Source organism: Stenotrophomonas sp. SMYL86, from assembly GCF_036320025.1.
In the GTDB taxonomy this organism is placed as follows: domain Bacteria; phylum Pseudomonadota; class Gammaproteobacteria; order Xanthomonadales; family Xanthomonadaceae; genus Stenotrophomonas; species Stenotrophomonas maltophilia_A.
Map to the genome: position 1 here is coordinate 252,522 of NZ_JAWIRU010000004.1, position 16,843 is coordinate 269,364.

14 protein-coding genes are annotated in these 16,843 nt (G+C 66.9%); all 14 read left to right on the top strand.

The window, feature by feature from the left end:
* Positions 1–4: 4 nt before the first annotated feature.
* The 14 genes from V3B64_RS07440 to bamA all read left to right on the top strand — a co-directional run bounded on the left by V3B64_RS07440 (position 5) and on the right by bamA (position 16,541).
* Complete coding sequence (locus V3B64_RS07440; protein WP_329913881.1) at positions 5–2,383, top strand: fimbria/pilus outer membrane usher protein; 2,379 nt, start codon at positions 5–7, stop codon at positions 2,381–2,383.
* Complete coding sequence (locus V3B64_RS07445; RefSeq protein ID WP_121503843.1) at positions 2,380–3,417, top strand: spore coat U domain-containing protein; 1,038 nt, start codon at positions 2,380–2,382, stop codon at positions 3,415–3,417. The genes V3B64_RS07440 and V3B64_RS07445 overlap by 4 nt, the downstream gene beginning before the upstream one ends.
* 230 nt (positions 3,418–3,647) lie before the next feature.
* Positions 3,648–3,866: a hypothetical protein gene (locus V3B64_RS07450; RefSeq protein WP_049399532.1), complete on the top strand. Its 219-nt coding sequence runs from the start codon at positions 3,648–3,650 to the stop codon at positions 3,864–3,866.
* The gene (locus V3B64_RS07455; RefSeq protein WP_329913882.1) at positions 3,866–4,564 is read left to right on the top strand and encodes a molecular chaperone; all 699 of its coding nucleotides are present in this window, start codon (positions 3,866–3,868) and stop codon (positions 4,562–4,564) included. Before V3B64_RS07450 ends, V3B64_RS07455 begins: the two co-directional genes overlap by 1 nt.
* Positions 4,565–4,783: 219 nt before the next feature.
* The gene (rpsB, locus tag V3B64_RS07460; RefSeq protein ID WP_005408748.1) at positions 4,784–5,590 is read left to right on the top strand and encodes a 30S ribosomal protein S2; all 807 of its coding nucleotides are present in this window, start codon (positions 4,784–4,786) and stop codon (positions 5,588–5,590) included.
* 126 nt (positions 5,591–5,716) lie between these two features.
* On the top strand, positions 5,717–6,592 hold the full coding sequence (tsf, locus tag V3B64_RS07465) for a translation elongation factor Ts (RefSeq protein WP_032127939.1): 876 nt from the start codon (positions 5,717–5,719) through the stop codon (positions 6,590–6,592).
* A gap of 258 nt (positions 6,593–6,850) precedes the next feature.
* Entirely contained in the window at positions 6,851–8,389 is a 1,539-nt protein-coding gene (locus tag V3B64_RS07470) for a GGDEF domain-containing protein (RefSeq protein WP_049399536.1), read from the top strand.
* 121 nt (positions 8,390–8,510) lie between these two features.
* Positions 8,511–9,239: a UMP kinase gene (gene pyrH, locus V3B64_RS07475; RefSeq protein ID WP_010486325.1), complete on the top strand. Its 729-nt coding sequence runs from the start codon at positions 8,511–8,513 to the stop codon at positions 9,237–9,239.
* A 96-nt stretch (positions 9,240–9,335) separates the two neighbouring features.
* A complete protein-coding gene (frr, locus tag V3B64_RS07480) occupies positions 9,336–9,890 on the top strand; it encodes a ribosome recycling factor (RefSeq protein ID WP_032127942.1) in 555 nt (184 codons plus the stop codon).
* 5 nt (positions 9,891–9,895) lie between these two features.
* A complete protein-coding gene (uppS, locus tag V3B64_RS07485; protein WP_032127943.1) occupies positions 9,896–10,663 on the top strand; it encodes a polyprenyl diphosphate synthase in 768 nt (255 codons plus the stop codon).
* Positions 10,660–11,496, top strand: coding sequence for a phosphatidate cytidylyltransferase (locus V3B64_RS07490; protein WP_010486331.1), 837 nt, complete (start codon positions 10,660–10,662; stop codon positions 11,494–11,496). The genes uppS and V3B64_RS07490 overlap by 4 nt, the downstream gene beginning before the upstream one ends.
* 2 nt (positions 11,497–11,498) lie before the next feature.
* Positions 11,499–12,689 (top strand): 1-deoxy-D-xylulose-5-phosphate reductoisomerase, encoded by a 1,191-nt coding sequence (locus tag V3B64_RS07495; RefSeq protein ID WP_049399539.1) that lies wholly within the window; start codon positions 11,499–11,501, stop codon positions 12,687–12,689.
* 55 nt (positions 12,690–12,744) lie between these two features.
* On the top strand, positions 12,745–14,103 hold the full coding sequence (gene rseP / locus V3B64_RS07500; protein WP_032127946.1) for an RIP metalloprotease RseP: 1,359 nt from the start codon (positions 12,745–12,747) through the stop codon (positions 14,101–14,103).
* Positions 14,104–14,177: 74 nt separating this feature from the next.
* Entirely contained in the window at positions 14,178–16,541 is a 2,364-nt protein-coding gene (bamA, locus tag V3B64_RS07505; RefSeq protein ID WP_049436473.1) for an outer membrane protein assembly factor BamA, read from the top strand.
* Positions 16,542–16,843 lie beyond the last annotated feature (302 nt).

Genomic DNA, 16,843 nt, shown 5'->3' on the forward strand with positions numbered 1-16,843 from the left:
GTTGATGGGCGCGCTGCTTGCTGCCCTGGCTCCTGCGGCGACCCAAGCCGCCGATGTGTCCGGTGCAGCGGCTACCGCCACCGCCGATGTATCAGGCATCTCCGCCGATGCGATGCTGCCACCGCCCACACCGTTGACCGCCAACCAGACGCTGTACCTGGACGTTTCGCTCAACAGCACCCCACGCGGACTGCTGCCTTTCATCGAGAACCGTGGCCGCCTGCAGGCCAGCCCCGACGTACTGCGCCAGCTCGGCTTCAACGCCCACGGCGATGCACCGGTGTATCTGGACCAGATCAGCGGCGCGGTGGTGCGCTATGACGCACGCCTGCAGACCCTGGCGCTGGACGTGCCACTGGACCAGCTGACCCTGCCAACCACCGTGCTCAGCCGCCCGCAGACACGCGCGCCCGCGGGCAGTGCCTCACCCGGACTGCTGCTCAACTACGACGTGTATGGCAGCCGGGTGGATACGCTGGGCAACCTCAGCCTGAGCTCCGAACTGCGCCTGTTCGGCGTCGGCAACGGCACCTTCGAAAACACCGCGGTCAGCAGGCGCTACCAGCAGCCTGGCGACCGTCGCTGGCGAGGGGAGAGCGTGCGCCTGGATACGCGCTGGAGCCTGGATTTCCCCGACCAGGCGATGACGCTGGAGGTCGGCGATTTCTACAGCGGCTTCGTCGACTGGACCCGTCCGGTGCGCCTGGGTGGCCTGCAGATCGGTCGCAACTACGGCCTGCAGCCCTATCGCGTGCTGACCCCCACGCCCAGTTTCCTCGGCCAGGCGGTGGTGCCGTCCACGGTCGAGCTGTACGTCGATGGCCTGCGCCAGTACAGCGGCCAGGTCCCGGTCGGCCCGTTCCAGCTGGCCGCACAGCCGGGGATCAGCGGCACCGGCAGCGCACAGGTGGTGGTGACCGATGCGTTCGGCCGCATGCAGACCCTGGATTTCAGCTTCTATGGCACCCAGCAGCTGCTGGCCAAGGGCCTGTCGGACTGGTCCGCCGGCATCGGCCACCTGCGTGAGGACTTCGGCCAACGCTCCTTCGCCTACGACGACCGCACCGTGGCCAGTGCCAGCTGGCGCGGTGGCATCAGTGACACGTTCACCGGCGAGGCTCATGCCGAAGGCGGTGGTGGCCTGGCCCAGGCCGGCATCGGCGGCTGGTGGCTGCTGGGTGGCGCGGGCGTGTTCAACGCCGCCTATGCGCACAGTGACTACCAGGGCCTGCAGGGTGGCCAGTGGGCGCTGGGTTACAGCTGGAACAACCGCCGACTCAACGTCAATCTGCGCACCGTGCGCAGCCATGGTGATTACCGCGACCTGGGCGCACTGCAGGGCAACCTGCCGCCGAGCATCAGCGAACAGGCCACGGTCGGCGCCGACCTGCTGCGGCTGGGCACGCTCAGCGCCAGCTACCTGCGCCTGCGCTACCCCGATGGCGAAGACAACCGCTACGCCAGCCTGTTCTGGTCGCGGACCTGGAGCCAGCGCTGGTCAGCCTACCTCTCGGTGAACCAGAACCTGGACCAGAGTGATGACCGCAGCATTTATCTGTCGGTAACCGCCAGCCTGGGCAACAACCGCCAGGCCAGCCTGTCCAGCCAGCGCAATGGCGACAGCCAGACCTGGGTGGCCGACGTCACCCAGCCGGTGCCCGGCGATGGCAGTGCAGGCGGCATCGGTTGGCGCGCGCAGGTGCGCCACGGCGAGGACGGCAGTGGCGGCCTGGCCGAAGTCGGCATCCTCAATGACGTCGGCCGCTACTCCTTCGGGGCCTCGCGCCAGGGCGGGCTCAACTATGCCTACGGCAGCGCCAGTGGCAGCCTGGTCTGGATGGGCGGGCACGCGTTTGCCACCCGCGAGGTCTCCGATGCATTCGCGGTGATCAGCACCAATGGTGTCGGTGACGTGCCGGTGCGGCTGGAGAACCGCCTGATCGGCGTCACCGATGATCGTGGCCTGTTGCTGGTCAGCCCGCTGCTGTCCTGGCAGCGCAACCGGGTCTCGATCGACACCCTGGACCTGCCCGAGGACATGCGTGCCGACCGCATCGAGGACTGGGTGACGCCGCGCCAGCGCGCTGGGACCCACGTGACATTCCAGTTGCGCTCGCGGCCCTCTCTGAGCCTGACGCTGCAGAGCATGGACGGGCAGCCGCTGGAAGTGGGCAGCGAAGTGCAGTTGCCCGGCGGACGCCAGGCCACGGTGGGCTATGACGGCCTGCTGTATCTGGAAGACGTCGCTGCCGGCAGCGTGCTGTACATCACCACCAGCCGCGGCCAGTGCCGGGTGAAGGTACCCGAGCAGCCCAAGGTAGTGGCGTCCGGCGCCCGGCCGAAGCCGGCACCGCTGCCGTGCATCCCGGAGGTGGCGCCATGAGAGTGCTGCTGCTCGGCATGCTGCTGTTCGCCGGCCTGCTCGCGGCACTACCGGCCCAGGCGACAGCGGTCTGCACGGCAACCGCGAACCCGACCCTGCCGTTCGGCAACATCAACAGCAACGCTCCCGGCCCTACGGCGGCGACGCTGAACATCACGGTGACCTGCACCACCGCCGCACTGAGCCTGCTGGCCACCACCGGCGTCCGCGTCTGCGTGGGTGTCGGCGCAGGCAGTGGCGGCGGCAGCAGCTCCACCTTCCGCACGATGTCCACTTCCACCAGCGACACCATGAATTTCCAGCTCTACAACAACGCCAGCTACGGCCAGGTCACCGGCCTGGTGCCACGCGGCACGCCGCCGGCGCAGGAACTGACCATGAGCTACAACGTGCCGCTGCTGACCGGCGGCAGCGGTGCGCAGTCCGTGCAGCTGTTCGCGCAGATCCCCGCCAACCAGATCCTCGCTTCGGGTGCTTACAGCAGCACCTTCAGTGGCGCCAACGTGGTGCTCACCTGGGCCTGGAATGAAGTCCTGCTCGGCAACGCCACCGTGCCGGCCGCCTGCAACGGCGGCGCAACCGGCACCAACAGCGCCAGTGCGGCCTTCAGCTTCACTGCCACTGCCAACGTGCTGCCGCAATGCGGCAGCTACGTCACCACCAACATGGACTTCGGCAACGTCACCGGCAGCATTCCCGCCAACATCGACCGGACCGCCACGCTCACGCTGACCTGCCTGAAGAACACCGCCTACCAGATCAGCCTCAACAACGGCCAGAACAACCCCGCCGCCTCCACCACCCGGCGCATGGCCACCACCATTGGCAGCGGCACCTACTACCTCCCCTATGAGCTGTACCGCGACGCCGCGCGCAGCCTGCGCTGGGGCAATACCCTCAACGTCGATACCGTTGGCGGCACCGGAAGTGGCAGCGCGCAGCAGCTGACCATCCATGGCCGGGTGCCGCCGGTCACCGGCCAGCCCCCGGCCGGTACCTACAACGATCTGGTGCAGGTGACGATCACTTACTGACCTGTGTGCCGACCAACGGTCGGCATCCACCGGGATGGATTGGAATGGTCGGCACCCACCGGGGTGGGTTTCGGTAGATCCACGCCGTGCGTGGATGTGCGCATCCCTCCTGCGCCAGGACCAGTCGACTGGCAGTCGAGCCTACAGATTCGGCCGATCCGGCCGATACCGCGCAACGGGTCCTACAGTACGGTGGATGGCAGGTGGTTCGCGCACTTCTGATCGGGGCGATGCTGGTCGCCAGTACGCCCGCGTGGGCCGATCCCGGCAGCACCTCCCTGCAGATCCGGCTGACTGTGGTCGAGGGCTGCAGCAGTGATGCCGGCAACACCCGATGCACGGCACCGCACCGGCGCAGCGACGCGCCCGAGCTTCCGCAACAGATCCGCGACCTCGCGCCGCCGGCCGACAGCGACGACGCGGCGCCTGCCGTGACCCTCATCTACTGATGCGCATCCTGCTGAGCCTGCTGGCACTGCTGCTGGCACTGCCCGCTGCGGCGCTGGACCTGGTGCCCACCACCCTGCAGCTGCCCGCCGAAGGGGGGCACGGCGAGCTGTGGCTGTACAACCCCGGGCCCGGCCGCTGGCAGGGCGAGGTTCGGATCCTGGCCTGGGAACAGCAGGTCGATGCGGAAAAGCTGCGGCCCAGCGACCAGATCCTGGCCAGCCCCGCCCGGCTCGACCTCCCGCCCGGCACCCGTCAACGCATCTGGCTGCTGCCTCGGGAGACGTCGCCCGTTGCCGTCGAGCAGGCCTACCGGGTGATCCTGAGCCCCAGCGGACCGGACCTGCCACGCTACTCGCTGCCCTTGTTTCGGGGGCATGCGACGCCCCTGGCGCGGCCGGACCTGCATGCCGGGATCGAGCCCGGCACGTCGCAGCCTCTTCTGCGACTGCGCAACGCAGGTTCCGTTCACGCCCGCCTGCACGATCTTGCGTTCGTCGCCGGCGATGGACGCCGCACCCTGCTGCTGCCGGGACTGGCCGGCTACCTGCTGGCGGGCCGGGAACGCCGCTGGGCCCTCCCCGTCCATGCCGACGGCTATGCCGGTGGCCATTTCCAGGCCCGGCTGCAGGACGGCCGCGTGGTCGATCTGACCGCGCCGGACCCGGCAATTGCAGCGAGCGCTCCCAGCGGGCTATAATCGACCGGATTCCTGCCGCCTGCGTGCGCGGGAGACCGTCCACACCGGACGTCACCGGTGAATCCACACCTGCTGCCCCCATCCGTGCCGGGGTGCTCCGCAAGGAGTTCGGCCACGGAGGCAACAGGGAAGCCCAACCCCGGAACCATCCGCGCTTCCACGCGTCCCGCATACCTATCCCGCGGGCGGAATCGCCGGTTCCATATCAGGAGTATTGCAATGCCCCAGGTCACCATGCGTCAGATGCTGGAAGCCGGCGTCCACTTCGGCCACCAGACCCGCTACTGGAACCCGAAGATGGCTCCGTACATCTTCGGCGCCCGCGGCAAGATCCACATCATCAACCTGGAAAAGACCGTCCCGCTGTTCAACGATGCGATGAACTTCATCTCGTCGGTTGCCCAGAAGCGCGGCACCGTCCTGTTCCTGGGCACCAAGCGCAGCGCCCGCGAAACCATCAAGGAAGAAGCCGAGCGTTGTGGCATGCCGTTCATGAACCAGCGTTGGCTGGGCGGCACCCTGACCAACTTCCGTACCGTCAAGCAGTCGGTTGCCCGCCTGAAGGAACTGGAAGCCGGTGAAACCGACGGCACCTTCGAGAAGCTGGTCAAGCACGAAGTACTGGGCCTGCGTCGCGAGCGCGACAAGCTGGAAGCCTCGCTGGGCGGCATCAAGGACATGAACCGTCTGCCGGACGCCATCTTCGTGATCGACATCGGCCACGAAGACATCGCGATCAAGGAAGCCAAGAAGCTGGGCATCCCGGTCATCGCCGTGGTCGACACCAACTACAACCCGGAACTGGTGGACTACGCCATCCCGGGCAACGACGACGCCATCCGCGCTGTGCAGCTGTACGCCCGCGCCGCTGCCGACGCCGTGCTGGAAGGCAAGGCTGCTGCTCCGCACGCTGCTTCGGTGCGTGAGGAAGAGTTCGCCGAAGCCGCTGCTGAAGGCGAAGAGAAGCCGGCCCGCCGCGCTCCGGCCAAGAAGGCTGCCAAGAAGGGCGACGACGCCCAGGCCTGATCCAGGCCCCGGGGTGGACGCCCGGCGTCCACCCTCCCTGCGCGCAGCCTTTGGCGCGTGACAGGACCGTGTCACACGGGCCGGCCACCATGCCGGCCCAACCCCTTTCTTTCGTGAGGTAATCCCGTGGAAATCACTGCTTCCCTGGTCAAGGAACTGCGCGAGCGCACCGGCGCCGGCATGATGGAATGCAAGAAGGCTCTCACCGAAGCCAACGGCGACATCAACGCTGCTGCTGAAGCCATGCGCAAGTCCGGCGCTGCCAAGGCCGACAAGAAGGCTGACCGCGTGGCCGCCGAAGGCCGTCTGGGCCTGGCCCAGGATGGCGGCAAGGCCGTGCTGGTCGAAGTCAACTCGGAAACCGACTTCGTCGCCAACGATGACAACTTCAAGTCCTTCGTCAATGCCGTCGCCGCTGCCGCCCTGGCATCGGGCGCCAACGATGTCGAAGCCGTGAAGGCTGCCAAGCTGGCCGATGGCCGCACCGTTGAAGAAGCCCGCGCCACCGCCGTGCAGACCCTGGGTGAAAACATCCAGATCCGTCGCATGGTGAAGGTTGATGGCAACAACACCATCGGCGCCTACGTCCACACCAACGGCAAGGTTGGCGTGCTGGTCGACCTGGTCGGCGGCGACGTCGAGCTGGCCCGTGGCCTGGCCATGCACGTGGCAGCCCTGAAGCCGCCGCACAACAAGGCTGCGGACGTCCCGGCCGAGTTCGTCGAGAAGGAAAAGGAAATCGAGCTGGCCAAGATGTCCGAAAAGGACAAGGCCAAGCCGGCCGAGATCCTGGAAAAGATCATCAGCGGCAAGATCAACAAGATCGTCAGCGACGTGACCCTGTACGGCCAGACCTACGTGCTGGGCGACACCACCGTCGAGCAGGTGGTCAAGGCCGCTGGCGCCGACGTGGCTGGCTTCAAGCTGCTGATCGTCGGCGAAGGCATCGAGAAGGTGGTGGAAGACTACGCCGCTGAAGTTGCCAAGGCGATGCAGGTCTGATTCCAGCCTTCCGGCTGTGAAGCGACCAGAAGGAGCCGCGGGAAACCGCGGCTCTTTTTTTATGTATGGGCCAAGGGATGAACCCATGCCCCATCGGCGGGTGTGCACCGTTGGTGCGCACAACCGGCACCTTTGCGTTGCGCGCGAATCAAGCCGATACTCGGCGCAGGGAATCCACAGTCACATAGCAGGAACGAAAATCGCGGACTGTGATGCATTCCTAGGTATTCTTGTCCCAATGGAATTGAACGACCCGACATGCCTCCCGAGCTGACAGCTGCCCTGGCGCTCTGCCGCAACCTGCCCTCGCCACCCGGTATTGCCCTGCGCATCATCGAGCTGGCCCAGGACCCGGAAGCGGACATCGCCACCGCCGCCGATATCATCGCCATCGACATGGCGCTGAGCGCTCGCATGCTGCGCATCGCCAATTCGCCGCTGTACGCCAGCCGCCGCCGCATCGAGAACCTCGGCCAGGCGCTGACCATGCTCGGCCTGAATGCCACGATCAGCCTCGCCCTCGGCTTCACCGTCACCCAGGGCCTGACCGGTGGCGGCGGTGCCGACCACGACCTGCGCCAGCGCGCGTGGAAGCGCAGCATTCTCAGCGCCCTGGCCGCCAGCCAGCTGGGCCAGGCACGCGGCCTGCGCCGGCTGGAGGAACTGATGCTGGCCGGGCTGCTGCAGGACCTGGGCGTGCTGTGCCTGGCCCAGGCCGAATCGGAGCGCTACCTGCCACTGCTGCGCGAAGCCCGTGACAATACCGATCTGGTCGCACGCGAGCGCGAGGAACTGGGCTGCAGCCACGCCGATGTCGGCGCCTGGGTGGCCGAACAGTGGGGCCTGCCGCGCTACCTGGTGGAAAGCATCAGCCACAGCGAGGACGACGACGCTGCCGATTCGCCGTTCCAGGCCTGCGTGCAGCTGTCCGGCGCTGTCGCCGACATCTGGCTGGACGAAGACGCCGATGCCGCCCGCGAACGCGCTCTGCACCAGGTGCATGACCGGCTGGAGCTCGACAGCGCCCGTTTCGATCAGGTGCTGACCCGCATCAGCGATGCCCTTCCAGATATCGCCAGCCTGTTCGAGGCCGGCCTGAACTCGCCCTCGCGGGTCCGTGAGCTGATCGACCACGCACAGGAGCTGGCCACCCTGCGCAACCTGCGCGAGCTGCAGGATGCCGATCAGGCACGCCGCCGCGCCGACGAATTCGAGGCGCGGGCCAAGCGCCTGGCCGACCAGGCCCACCGCGACGCCCTGACCGGCGTGCTCAACCGCCGCCAGCTGGAGGCGGTGCTGGAACAGGAGTTCCTGCGCGCCGGGCGCCAGGGCTGGCCGCTGTCGGTGGCCTTCATCGACCTGGACGACTTCAAGAAAATCAATGATGCCCACGGCCACCTGACCGGCGACGAGGTGCTGCGCGCCTTTGCCGGCAAGCTGCAGGGCCAGCTGCGCAACAGCGACACCGTGGCCCGCTTCGGTGGCGAGGAATTCGTCGCGCTGCTGCCCAACACCAGTGAATCGGTGGCGCTGGACGTGATCCGGCGTGTGCTGGCCAACATCGTCGCCACGCCGATGGCCGAGCTGGAGGGAGGCCCGCTGTTCGTCACCTTCTCCGCCGGCGTGGCCACCCAGGGCGGCTACGAACGCTTTGCCGACGTGCAGGACCTGCTGCGCGCAGCCGACGATGTGCTGTACCGCTCGAAGAACCTGGGCCGCAACCGGGTGATCGCCCGCTCCCCCGGCGCCCTCGGCCACGACGAGCTTTCAGCCACCGCCGGCGCCGAGCTGGGCTGAACGGGACGCCCCGCGTGAGCGGGGCGGACGGCAGGATTTCGCGCCGCAGTGCACAAAACACTTTGGCCCAACGCCGCATGCGCGTAGAATCGCCCGCGATTTCCACGCACCCGAGGTCCCCATGTCCAAGCTCGCCTATCGCCGCATCCTTCTGAAACTGTCCGGGGAGGCGCTGATGGGAGATGAGGACTACGGCATCGACCCGAAGATCATCAATCGCCTGGCCCGTGAGGTCATCGAAGCCCAGCAGGCCGGTGCCGAAGTGGCGCTGGTGATCGGCGGCGGCAACATCTTCCGCGGCGCCGGCCTGGCCGCTGGCGGCATGGACCGGGTCACCGGCGACCAGATGGGCATGCTGGCCACGGTCATCAACGCCCTGGCCATGCAGGACGCCCTGGAAAAGCTGGGCGCCAAGGCCCGCGTGATGAGCGCGATCAAGATCAACGACGTGTGCGAGGACTACATCCGCCGCCGCGCCATCCGCCACCTGGAAAAGGGCCGCCTGGTGATTTTCGCCGCCGGCGTCGGCAGCCCGTTCTTCACCACCGACTCCGGCGCCGCGCTGCGTGCGATCGAGATCGGTGCCGACCTGCTGCTGAAGGCCACCAAGGTCGATGGCGTGTACGACAAGGACCCGAACAAGCACAGCGACGCGGTCCGTTTCGACAGCCTGAGCTACGACGAAGTGATCCGCCGCGGCCTGGAAGTGATGGATACCGCGGCCTTCGCACTGGCCCGCGACAGCGACCTGCCGATGCGCGTGTTCGACATGGGCCAGCCGGGCGAGCTGCTGAAGATCCTCAGCGGCGAGAACATCGGCACCCTGGTCCAGGGCCGCGACCCGGCCTGAGCCTGAGCGCCAGGCGAGCTCCGGGCCGATTCTGGCCCGGCAGCGTCCCGTATTCGCCTATAATCGCCCGATTCCAGTTACACCCAGGACCGGGCGATGCTCAACGACATCAAGAACAACGCGCAGACGCGCATGGCCAAGAGCATCGACGCTCTGAAGCACACCCTCACCTCGATCCGCACCGGCCGCGCCACCCCGGCCCTGCTGGACCGCGTCACGGTCAGCGCCTATGGCAACGCCAGCACCCCGCTGAACCAGGTCGCATCGATCTCCAACGCCGACGCCCACTCGCTGCTGGTCACGCCGTTCGACAAGAGCATGATCAAGGAGATCGAAAAGGGTCTCTACAACGCCGAGTTCACCCCGAACACCCTGGGCACCGCGATCCGCATCAACATGCCGCCGCCGACCGAAGAGCGCCGCAAGGAGCTGGCCAAGCAGGTGCAGAAGGAAGGCGAAGGCGCCAAGATCGCGATCCGCAACATCCGTCAGGACGCGAACAAGGAAATCGCCAAGCTGGTCAAGGACAAGGCGATCAGCGAAGACGAGAAGAAGCGCGGTGAGGACGACATCCAGAAGTTGACCGACACCAACATCAAGGACGTCGACAAGGTCGTTGCCGACAAGGAAAAAGAACTGCTGTCGGTCTGAAGTCGATGCCTTCAGTCCCGCCTCCGTTGCCGGCCGCCCTGCCCCGCCACATTGCCATCATCATGGATGGCAATGGGCGCTGGGCACAGCAGCGCCGTCGTCCGCGCGTGATCGGCCACCGGGCCGGCGCGCGTGCGGTCAACCGCACCATCGAGCGCTGCCTTGAGCTGGGCATTCCGGCGCTGACCCTGTTCGCGTTTTCCAGCGAGAACTGGGGCCGGCCGCAGGAAGAAGTCGATGCGTTGATGAAGCTGTTCCTCGGCGCGCTCGACCGCGAAGTGGACGAGCTGCATCGGCGTGGCGTGCGCGTGCGCTTCATCGGCGAGCGCGAACGCTTCGGTGCCGGGCTGGTCAGCCGCATGCAGCTGGCCGAGCAGCGCACCGCAGACAACACCACCCTGACCCTGTCGATCGCCGCCAGCTACGGTGGCCGCCAGGACATCGCCCGTGCCGCGCGCGCGCTGGCCGCTGAAGTCGCCGCCGGCCGCCTGCTGCCCGAACAGATCGACGAATCGCTGCTGGGCAGCCAGGTCGCCCTGGCCGACCTGCCGCCACCGGACCTGTTCATCCGCACCGGTGGCGACACCCGCATCAGCAACTTCCTGCTGTGGCAGCTGGCGTACACCGAGCTGTGGTTTACCGAGGCACTGTGGCCAGACTTCGATCCCGCCCTGCTGCAGCAGGCGCTGGACGCCTACGGCAGCCGTGAGCGTCGTTTCGGCCTGACCAGCGCCCAGATCGCCGCACTGGCCACCGAGACTTCCAGCCCATGACCAAGACCCGAGTCCTTGCCGCGCTGATCATGGCGCCGGTCGCCATTGCCGCGATCCTGCTGCTGCCGACCCAATGGCTGGCAGCGGCGGCCGCTGCGGTGCTGCTGATCGGCCTGTGGGAGTGGCTGAAGCTGGCCGGCATCGAAGACACCCTGGCGCGCACCGTGCTGCTGGTACTGAACCTGCTGCTGATGGTGCTGCTGGTGTGGGCCGATGGCAGCACGCTGGTGCTGTTCCAGATCACCACATTGGCCGGTGTTGCCTGGTGGCTGGCGGCGCTGGTCTGGCTGCGCTTCTTCAATTTCGGCGCGCAGCCGTCGGCACCCTCGCGCATCGTGAAGATGCTGGCCGGTACGCTGGCCATCGTTCCGGCCTGGGCCGCGCTGGTGCTGATCCATGCCGGCGGCGATCCGCCGGGCAAGCAGGGCCACCTCTGGCTGCTGGCTGCGCTGGCACTGGTCTGGGCGGCCGATTCGGGCGCCTATTTCGCCGGCCGTCACTTCGGCAAGCACAAGCTGGCCCCGCGCATCAGCCCCAACAAGACCTGGGAAGGCCTGTTCGGCGGCCTGCTGGCCGGTGTCGCCGTGGCCGTCGGCCTGGGCTGGCTGGCCGGCATCGATACCGCACACCTGCCGGGCCTGCTGATCACTTCGGTGGTGGCGGTGTTCGCCTCGGTGCTGGGTGATCTGTTCGAAAGCCTGATCAAGCGCCACGCGGGCGCCAAGGACTCGGGCCACCTGATTCCGGGCCATGGTGGCGTACTCGACCGTGTCGACGGCGTCCTGGCTGCAGTGCCGGTGTTCGCACTCGGCAAGGAAATCTTCGGGTTCTGACCATGAATGCTGTCGCAGACCTGCGCCGGGTCGCCGTATTCGGCGCCACCGGCTCGATCGGTGCCTCCACGCTGGACGTGATCGCCCGCCACCCGCAGCGCTACCAGGCCACCGTGCTGGCCGCCGGTCGTCAGGTGCAGGCGTTGCTGGCACTGTGCCGCCAGCACCGGCCCGCGCACGCGGTGATCGCCGACGAATCGCTGTTCGCTGAGCTGCGCGATGGCCTGCGCGATGCCGGACTGGCCACCGAGGCGCATGCCGGCCATGCCGCGCTGGACCAGCTGGCCGCCAGCGATGCCTGCGACACCGTGGTCGCCGCCATCGTCGGTGCGGCCGGGCTGTCTTCCACCCTGGCCGCCGCCGCCGCGGGCAAGCGCATCCTGCTGGCCAACAAAGAATCGCTGGTGCTGGCCGGTGAGCTGCTGACCCGCACCGCTGAACGCGCCGGCGCCGAGATCATCCCGATCGACAGCGAACACAGCGCGATCTTCCAGTGCCTGCGCTCGCGCGATGCCAGCGTCGATGGTGCCGGCGTACGCCGCATCCTGCTGACCGCCTCCGGCGGCCCGTTCCGTGGCCGCAGCCGCGCCGAACTGGCCCAGGTCACCCCGGCCCAGGCCGTTGCCCACCCGAAGTGGTCGATGGGGCCGAAGATCTCGGTCGATTCGGCGACGTTGATGAACAAGGGCCTGGAAGTGATCGAGGCCCACCACCTGTTCGGCATCCCCGGTGAGCGCATCGAAGTGCTGGTGCACCCGCAGAGCCTGGTCCACTCGCTGGTCGAGTTCGTGGACGGCTCGACTCTGGCGCAGATGGGCCTGCCGGACATGCGCACCACACTGGCCGTTGGCCTGGGCTGGCCACAACGCATTGAATCGGGCGTATCCGGGCTGGATCTGCTGGCCCAGGGCCGGCTCGATTTCGAGGCCCCGGACACCGACGCCTTCCCCTGCCTGGCCCTGGCCTGGCAGGCGATGCAGGCCGGCGGCACCGCCCCGGCGGTGCTGAACGCTGCCAATGAAGAGGCGGTTTCAGCGTTTCTTCAGGGCCGGATCGGTTTCCTGACCATCCCGGAGCTGGTTGCTAACGCTCTTTCAACACTGCCGACCCAGCCAGCCGATACACTGGAGGTCCTGTTGTCCGCCGACCAGCGGGCACGCCAGCTGACCCTGAACGCCATCGACGCCGCCTGAACGACCGCCTCGCCCAGCATGACGACGCCGCCCCTGCCCGCCACTGTGAGCCTGCATGACTGACTTCATCGGATCGGTCTGGTGGATGATTGTCAGCCTCGGGCTGCTGGTCACGTTCCACGAGTTCGGGCATTACTGGGTCGGGCGCCTGTGCGGGGTCAAGATCCTGCGCTTCTCGGTCGGCTTCGGCCGGCCGCTGTGGTCGCGCCGGGACAGGCACGGCACCGAGTTCGCCATCGCCGCCATCCCGCTGGGTGGCTATGTGAAGTTCCTGGACGAGCGCGAGGTCGAAGTGCACCCGCACGAGCGCGGCCAGGCCTTCAACCACAAGACCGTCTGGCAGCGCATCGCCATCGTCGCCGCCGGACCGATCGCCAACCTGCTGCTGTGCATCCTGCTGCTGTGGGCGATGTTCGTGATCGGCAAGCAGGATTATTCGCCGACCATCGGCCGTGTCAGCGGCATCGCCGCCAGCGCCGGCCTGACCAGCGGCGACCGCGTGCTGCGCGTGGACGAGCGCCCGGTGGTCACCCTCGGCGAGGCCAGCATGGCGCTGACCGCCGCCGCGATGGACCGCCGCGACGTGAAGCTGGAAGTGCTGGACCCGGCCGACCAGGTGCGCGTGCGCAGCCTGCCGCTGTCGCAGCTGCCCCCCGGCTTCGATGAACGGCGCGTGCCGATCCTGGCTGGCCTGTACTGGCAGTCGTGGCTGCAACCGGCGCTGGTCGAGTCGCTCACCGCGGACTCCGTGGTGGCCGGGCAGCTGCAGCCGGGCGATCTGATCGTAGCGATCGACGGCCAGCGCATCGACGGCGCCGACCAGGTCATCGGCGAGATCCAGACGCTGGGCCGCGCCGGCGGCCCGGGCATGATCGAGGTCCTGCGGGGCGGCGAGCGCCTGGCGCTGGAAGTCACCCCGCGCCAGGGCAAGGATTCAAAGGGCGAGCCGATCTGGCAGATCGGCGTGCAGTTCCCGACCTCGTTCAGCCCTCCCTACGACACCCTGCTGCGCTATGGCCCGCTCGACGCGGTCACCGTGGCCGTGCGCGAAACCGGCCGCCTGGCGGCCGATTCGCTGGGCATGATGGGCCGCATCGTCACCGGCAAAGCCTCGCTGCAGAACGTTTCCGGGCCCGTCACCATCGCCCGGGTAGCCAACATCTCGGCCAAACGCGGCCTGGACTGGTTCCTGCAGTTCCTTGCCCTGCTGTCACTCAGCCTGTGCATCATCAACCTGTTGCCGATCCCGATCTTGGACGGCGGCCACCTGCTGTATTACCTTATCGAGTTGGTCAAGGGCAGCCCGCTGAGCGAGCGTGCCATCGCCGCCGGCCAGTACATCGGCCTGGCGTTGCTGGCCGGGCTGATGGGGTTGGCGTTCTACAACGACATCCTCGGCCTGGTCCCGCGATGAACTTTTCCACGTTGTTGCCGTCTACAGCGTCGGCATCCCGCACCAATGAAATCGACCTTCCTACCGGACGTGACATGACGCGACTCCCCAATCGCCGCCTGCTGGCCCTCGCCCTCGCCGCCGTCACCGGCGCTCCCGCCCTGGCCCAGGCAGCCGAGCCCTTCACTGTCAGCGACATCCGCGTGGATGGCCTGCAGCGCATCAGCTCGGGCACGGTATTCACCTACCTGCCGGTGGAGCGTGGCGAGACGGTCACCGACAACAAGGTCGGCGAGACCATCCGCGCCCTGTACAAGACCGGCTTCTTCGAAGACGTGCAGCTGGACCGCCAGGGCAGCATCCTGGTGGTGACCGTCAAGGAACGCCCGGCGATCAACAAGCTGACCGTGACCGGCAACAAGGACATCAAGTCCGAGCAGCTGCTCAAGGGCCTGTCCGACATCGGCCTGACCGAGGGCGGCACCTTCGATCGCCTGAGCCTGGACCGCGTGACCCAGGAACTGCGCCGCCAGTACAACGACCGCGGCAAGTACAACGTCGAGATCACCCCGACGGTGAGCCCGCTGGACCGCAACCGCGTGGACATCGCGATCGCCATCAAGGAAGGCAAGGCGGCCAAGATCCGTCACGTCAACCTGGTCGGCACCGAGAAGTTCGAGAGCAAGGACATCCTGGAGACCTGGGAGTCCAAGGAGCACAACTGGGCATCGTGGTACCGCCGTGACGACCAGTACTCCAAGGAAAAGCTGTCCGGCGACCTGGAAAAGCTCAATTCCTGGTACCTCGACCGCGGCTATGTCGACTTCAGCATTGATTCGACCCAGGTGTCGATCAGCCCCGACAAGCGCGACATGTTCCTCACCGCCGGCGTGACCGAAGGTGCGCAGTACAAGATCTCCGAGATCAAGGTCAGCGGCGACACGATCCTTCCGCAGGAGGACGTCGAGCGCATGGTGATCCAGAAGTCCGGCGACACGTTCTCGCGTGCGCTGCTGGAATTCAGCTCGGACACCATCACCAACTCGCTGTCCAACATCGGCTACGCGTTCGCCAAGGTGAACCCGATCCCGACCACCAACCGCCCCGAGCAGACCGTGGCGATCAACATGCAGGTCGTGCCCGGCCCGCGCGTGTCGGTGCGTCGCATCCTGTTCCGTGGCAACACGCGTACGTCCGACGAAGTGATGCGTCGCGAAATGCGCCAGTTCGAGAACAGCTGGTACTCGCAGGCCGCGATCGACCGCTCCAAGATCCGCCTGCAGCGCCTGGGCTACTTCGAGTCGGTGGACGTTGAAACCCCGGCCGTGAGCGGCAGCAACGACCAGGTCGACGTCGTCTACAACGTCAAGGAAACCACGTCCGGCAGCTTCGTGTTCGGCCTGGGCTACTCGCAGTCCTACGGCATGACCACCTCGGTGCAGCTGTCGCAGAACAACTTCCTCGGCGGCGGCAACCGCGTGTCGGTCGAAGCCTCGCGCAGCAGCTACCTGCAGCGCTACGGCTTCAGCTACACCAACCCGTACTTCACCGATGACGGCGTGTCGCTGGGCTACAACCTGTCCTGGCGCGAACTGGACTACTCCGACTTCAACACCGCGCAGTACAACAGCACCAATGGTTCGGCGCAGGTGGTGTTCGGCGTGCCGATCACCGAGACCGATACCGTCTCGCTGATGTTCGGCATCGACAGCAACCAGATCACCACCTACCAGGGCTCGACCCCGCAGTCGATCATCGACTACATCAACGCCGTCGGTAAGCGCACGTTCCATGCATGGCGCACCGAGCTGGGCTGGGCGCGCGACTCGCGCAACGACTACTTCATGCCGACCCGCGGTACCTACCAGCGCATCGGCCTGGAAACCACGCTGCCGGGTTCGACCATCGAGTACTACAAGCTGAACTACCAGATCAGCAAGTACTGGCCGATCATGCCGTCGCTGGTGATCAACACCCGTGCCGAAGTGGGCTACGGCGATGCCTATGGCAACGACTACACCCGCACGCTGACCAACCCGGACGGCACCACCCGTACGGTGACCGCCAGCGGTCTGCCGTTCTTCGAGAACTTCTACGCCGGCGGTACCAACTCGGTGCGCGGCTTCGAAGACAACACCCTCGGCCCGCGCGAAGTCACCAACGGCTACCCGGAAGGCCAGCCGCTGGGTGGTTCGCTGAAGACCGTCGGTTCGGTCGAAGCCTACTTCCCGCGCCTGTTCGACAGCCCGTCGGCACGCGTGTCCGCCTTCGTCGACTTCGGTAACGTCTACAACGGCACCAAGAACTTCAAGGCCAACGAACTGCGCGTGTCCACCGGTGTGGCCCTGCTGTGGCGCGCCCCGGTCGGCCCGATCTCGATCAGCTACGCCTTCCCGCTGAAGAAGGAAGACGATGACAAGATCGAACGTCTGCAATTCACGTTCGGTGGCCAGTTCTGAGGAACAACGTTCCTCAGAACTGATCCACCTCCGGTGAATTGCCCGCGCATTTCACCTATCCCCCGCGCCGTTGGCGCGCCCCCCTTAACAAAGGGGGGCTCTCCACCAGACGGGATGCGAAGCGCCGGGCATTGCCCGGCGTTTTCGTTTTTCAGATGACACTCCACGGCATGGGCTTTTGGCCGCGCTCGCGGGAAATTGTCCAGAGGCGGCGGGTGGCCCTGGACAGGACCGTTGGCGCCATGGATGGCGCCATCGAGCACCATGGAGGGGCTTTTGCGTGTCCTGGCCAGGGCCACCCG

What these genes read in the sequence shown, in the direction of transcription:
- V3B64_RS07440 (WP_329913881.1), top strand. Translation starts at nt 5, where the DNA reads ATGGGCGCGCTGCTTGCTGCCCTGGCTCCTGCGGCGACCCAAGCCGCC.
- V3B64_RS07445 (WP_121503843.1), top strand. Translation starts at nt 2,380, where the DNA reads ATGAGAGTGCTGCTGCTCGGCATGCTGCTGTTCGCCGGCCTGCTCGCG.
- V3B64_RS07450 (WP_049399532.1), top strand. Translation starts at nt 3,648, where the DNA reads ATGCTGGTCGCCAGTACGCCCGCGTGGGCCGATCCCGGCAGCACCTCC.
- V3B64_RS07455 (WP_329913882.1), top strand. Translation starts at nt 3,866, where the DNA reads ATGCGCATCCTGCTGAGCCTGCTGGCACTGCTGCTGGCACTGCCCGCT.
- rpsB (WP_005408748.1), top strand. Translation starts at nt 4,784, where the DNA reads ATGCCCCAGGTCACCATGCGTCAGATGCTGGAAGCCGGCGTCCACTTC.
- V3B64_RS07470 (WP_049399536.1), top strand. Translation starts at nt 6,851, where the DNA reads ATGCCTCCCGAGCTGACAGCTGCCCTGGCGCTCTGCCGCAACCTGCCC.
- pyrH (WP_010486325.1), top strand. Translation starts at nt 8,511, where the DNA reads ATGTCCAAGCTCGCCTATCGCCGCATCCTTCTGAAACTGTCCGGGGAG.
- frr (WP_032127942.1), top strand. Translation starts at nt 9,336, where the DNA reads ATGCTCAACGACATCAAGAACAACGCGCAGACGCGCATGGCCAAGAGC.
- uppS (WP_032127943.1), top strand. Translation starts at nt 9,896, where the DNA reads ATGCCTTCAGTCCCGCCTCCGTTGCCGGCCGCCCTGCCCCGCCACATT.
- V3B64_RS07490 (WP_010486331.1), top strand. Translation starts at nt 10,660, where the DNA reads ATGACCAAGACCCGAGTCCTTGCCGCGCTGATCATGGCGCCGGTCGCC.
- V3B64_RS07495 (WP_049399539.1), top strand. Translation starts at nt 11,499, where the DNA reads ATGAATGCTGTCGCAGACCTGCGCCGGGTCGCCGTATTCGGCGCCACC.
- rseP (WP_032127946.1), top strand. Translation starts at nt 12,745, where the DNA reads ATGACTGACTTCATCGGATCGGTCTGGTGGATGATTGTCAGCCTCGGG.
- bamA (WP_049436473.1), top strand. Translation starts at nt 14,178, where the DNA reads ATGACGCGACTCCCCAATCGCCGCCTGCTGGCCCTCGCCCTCGCCGCC.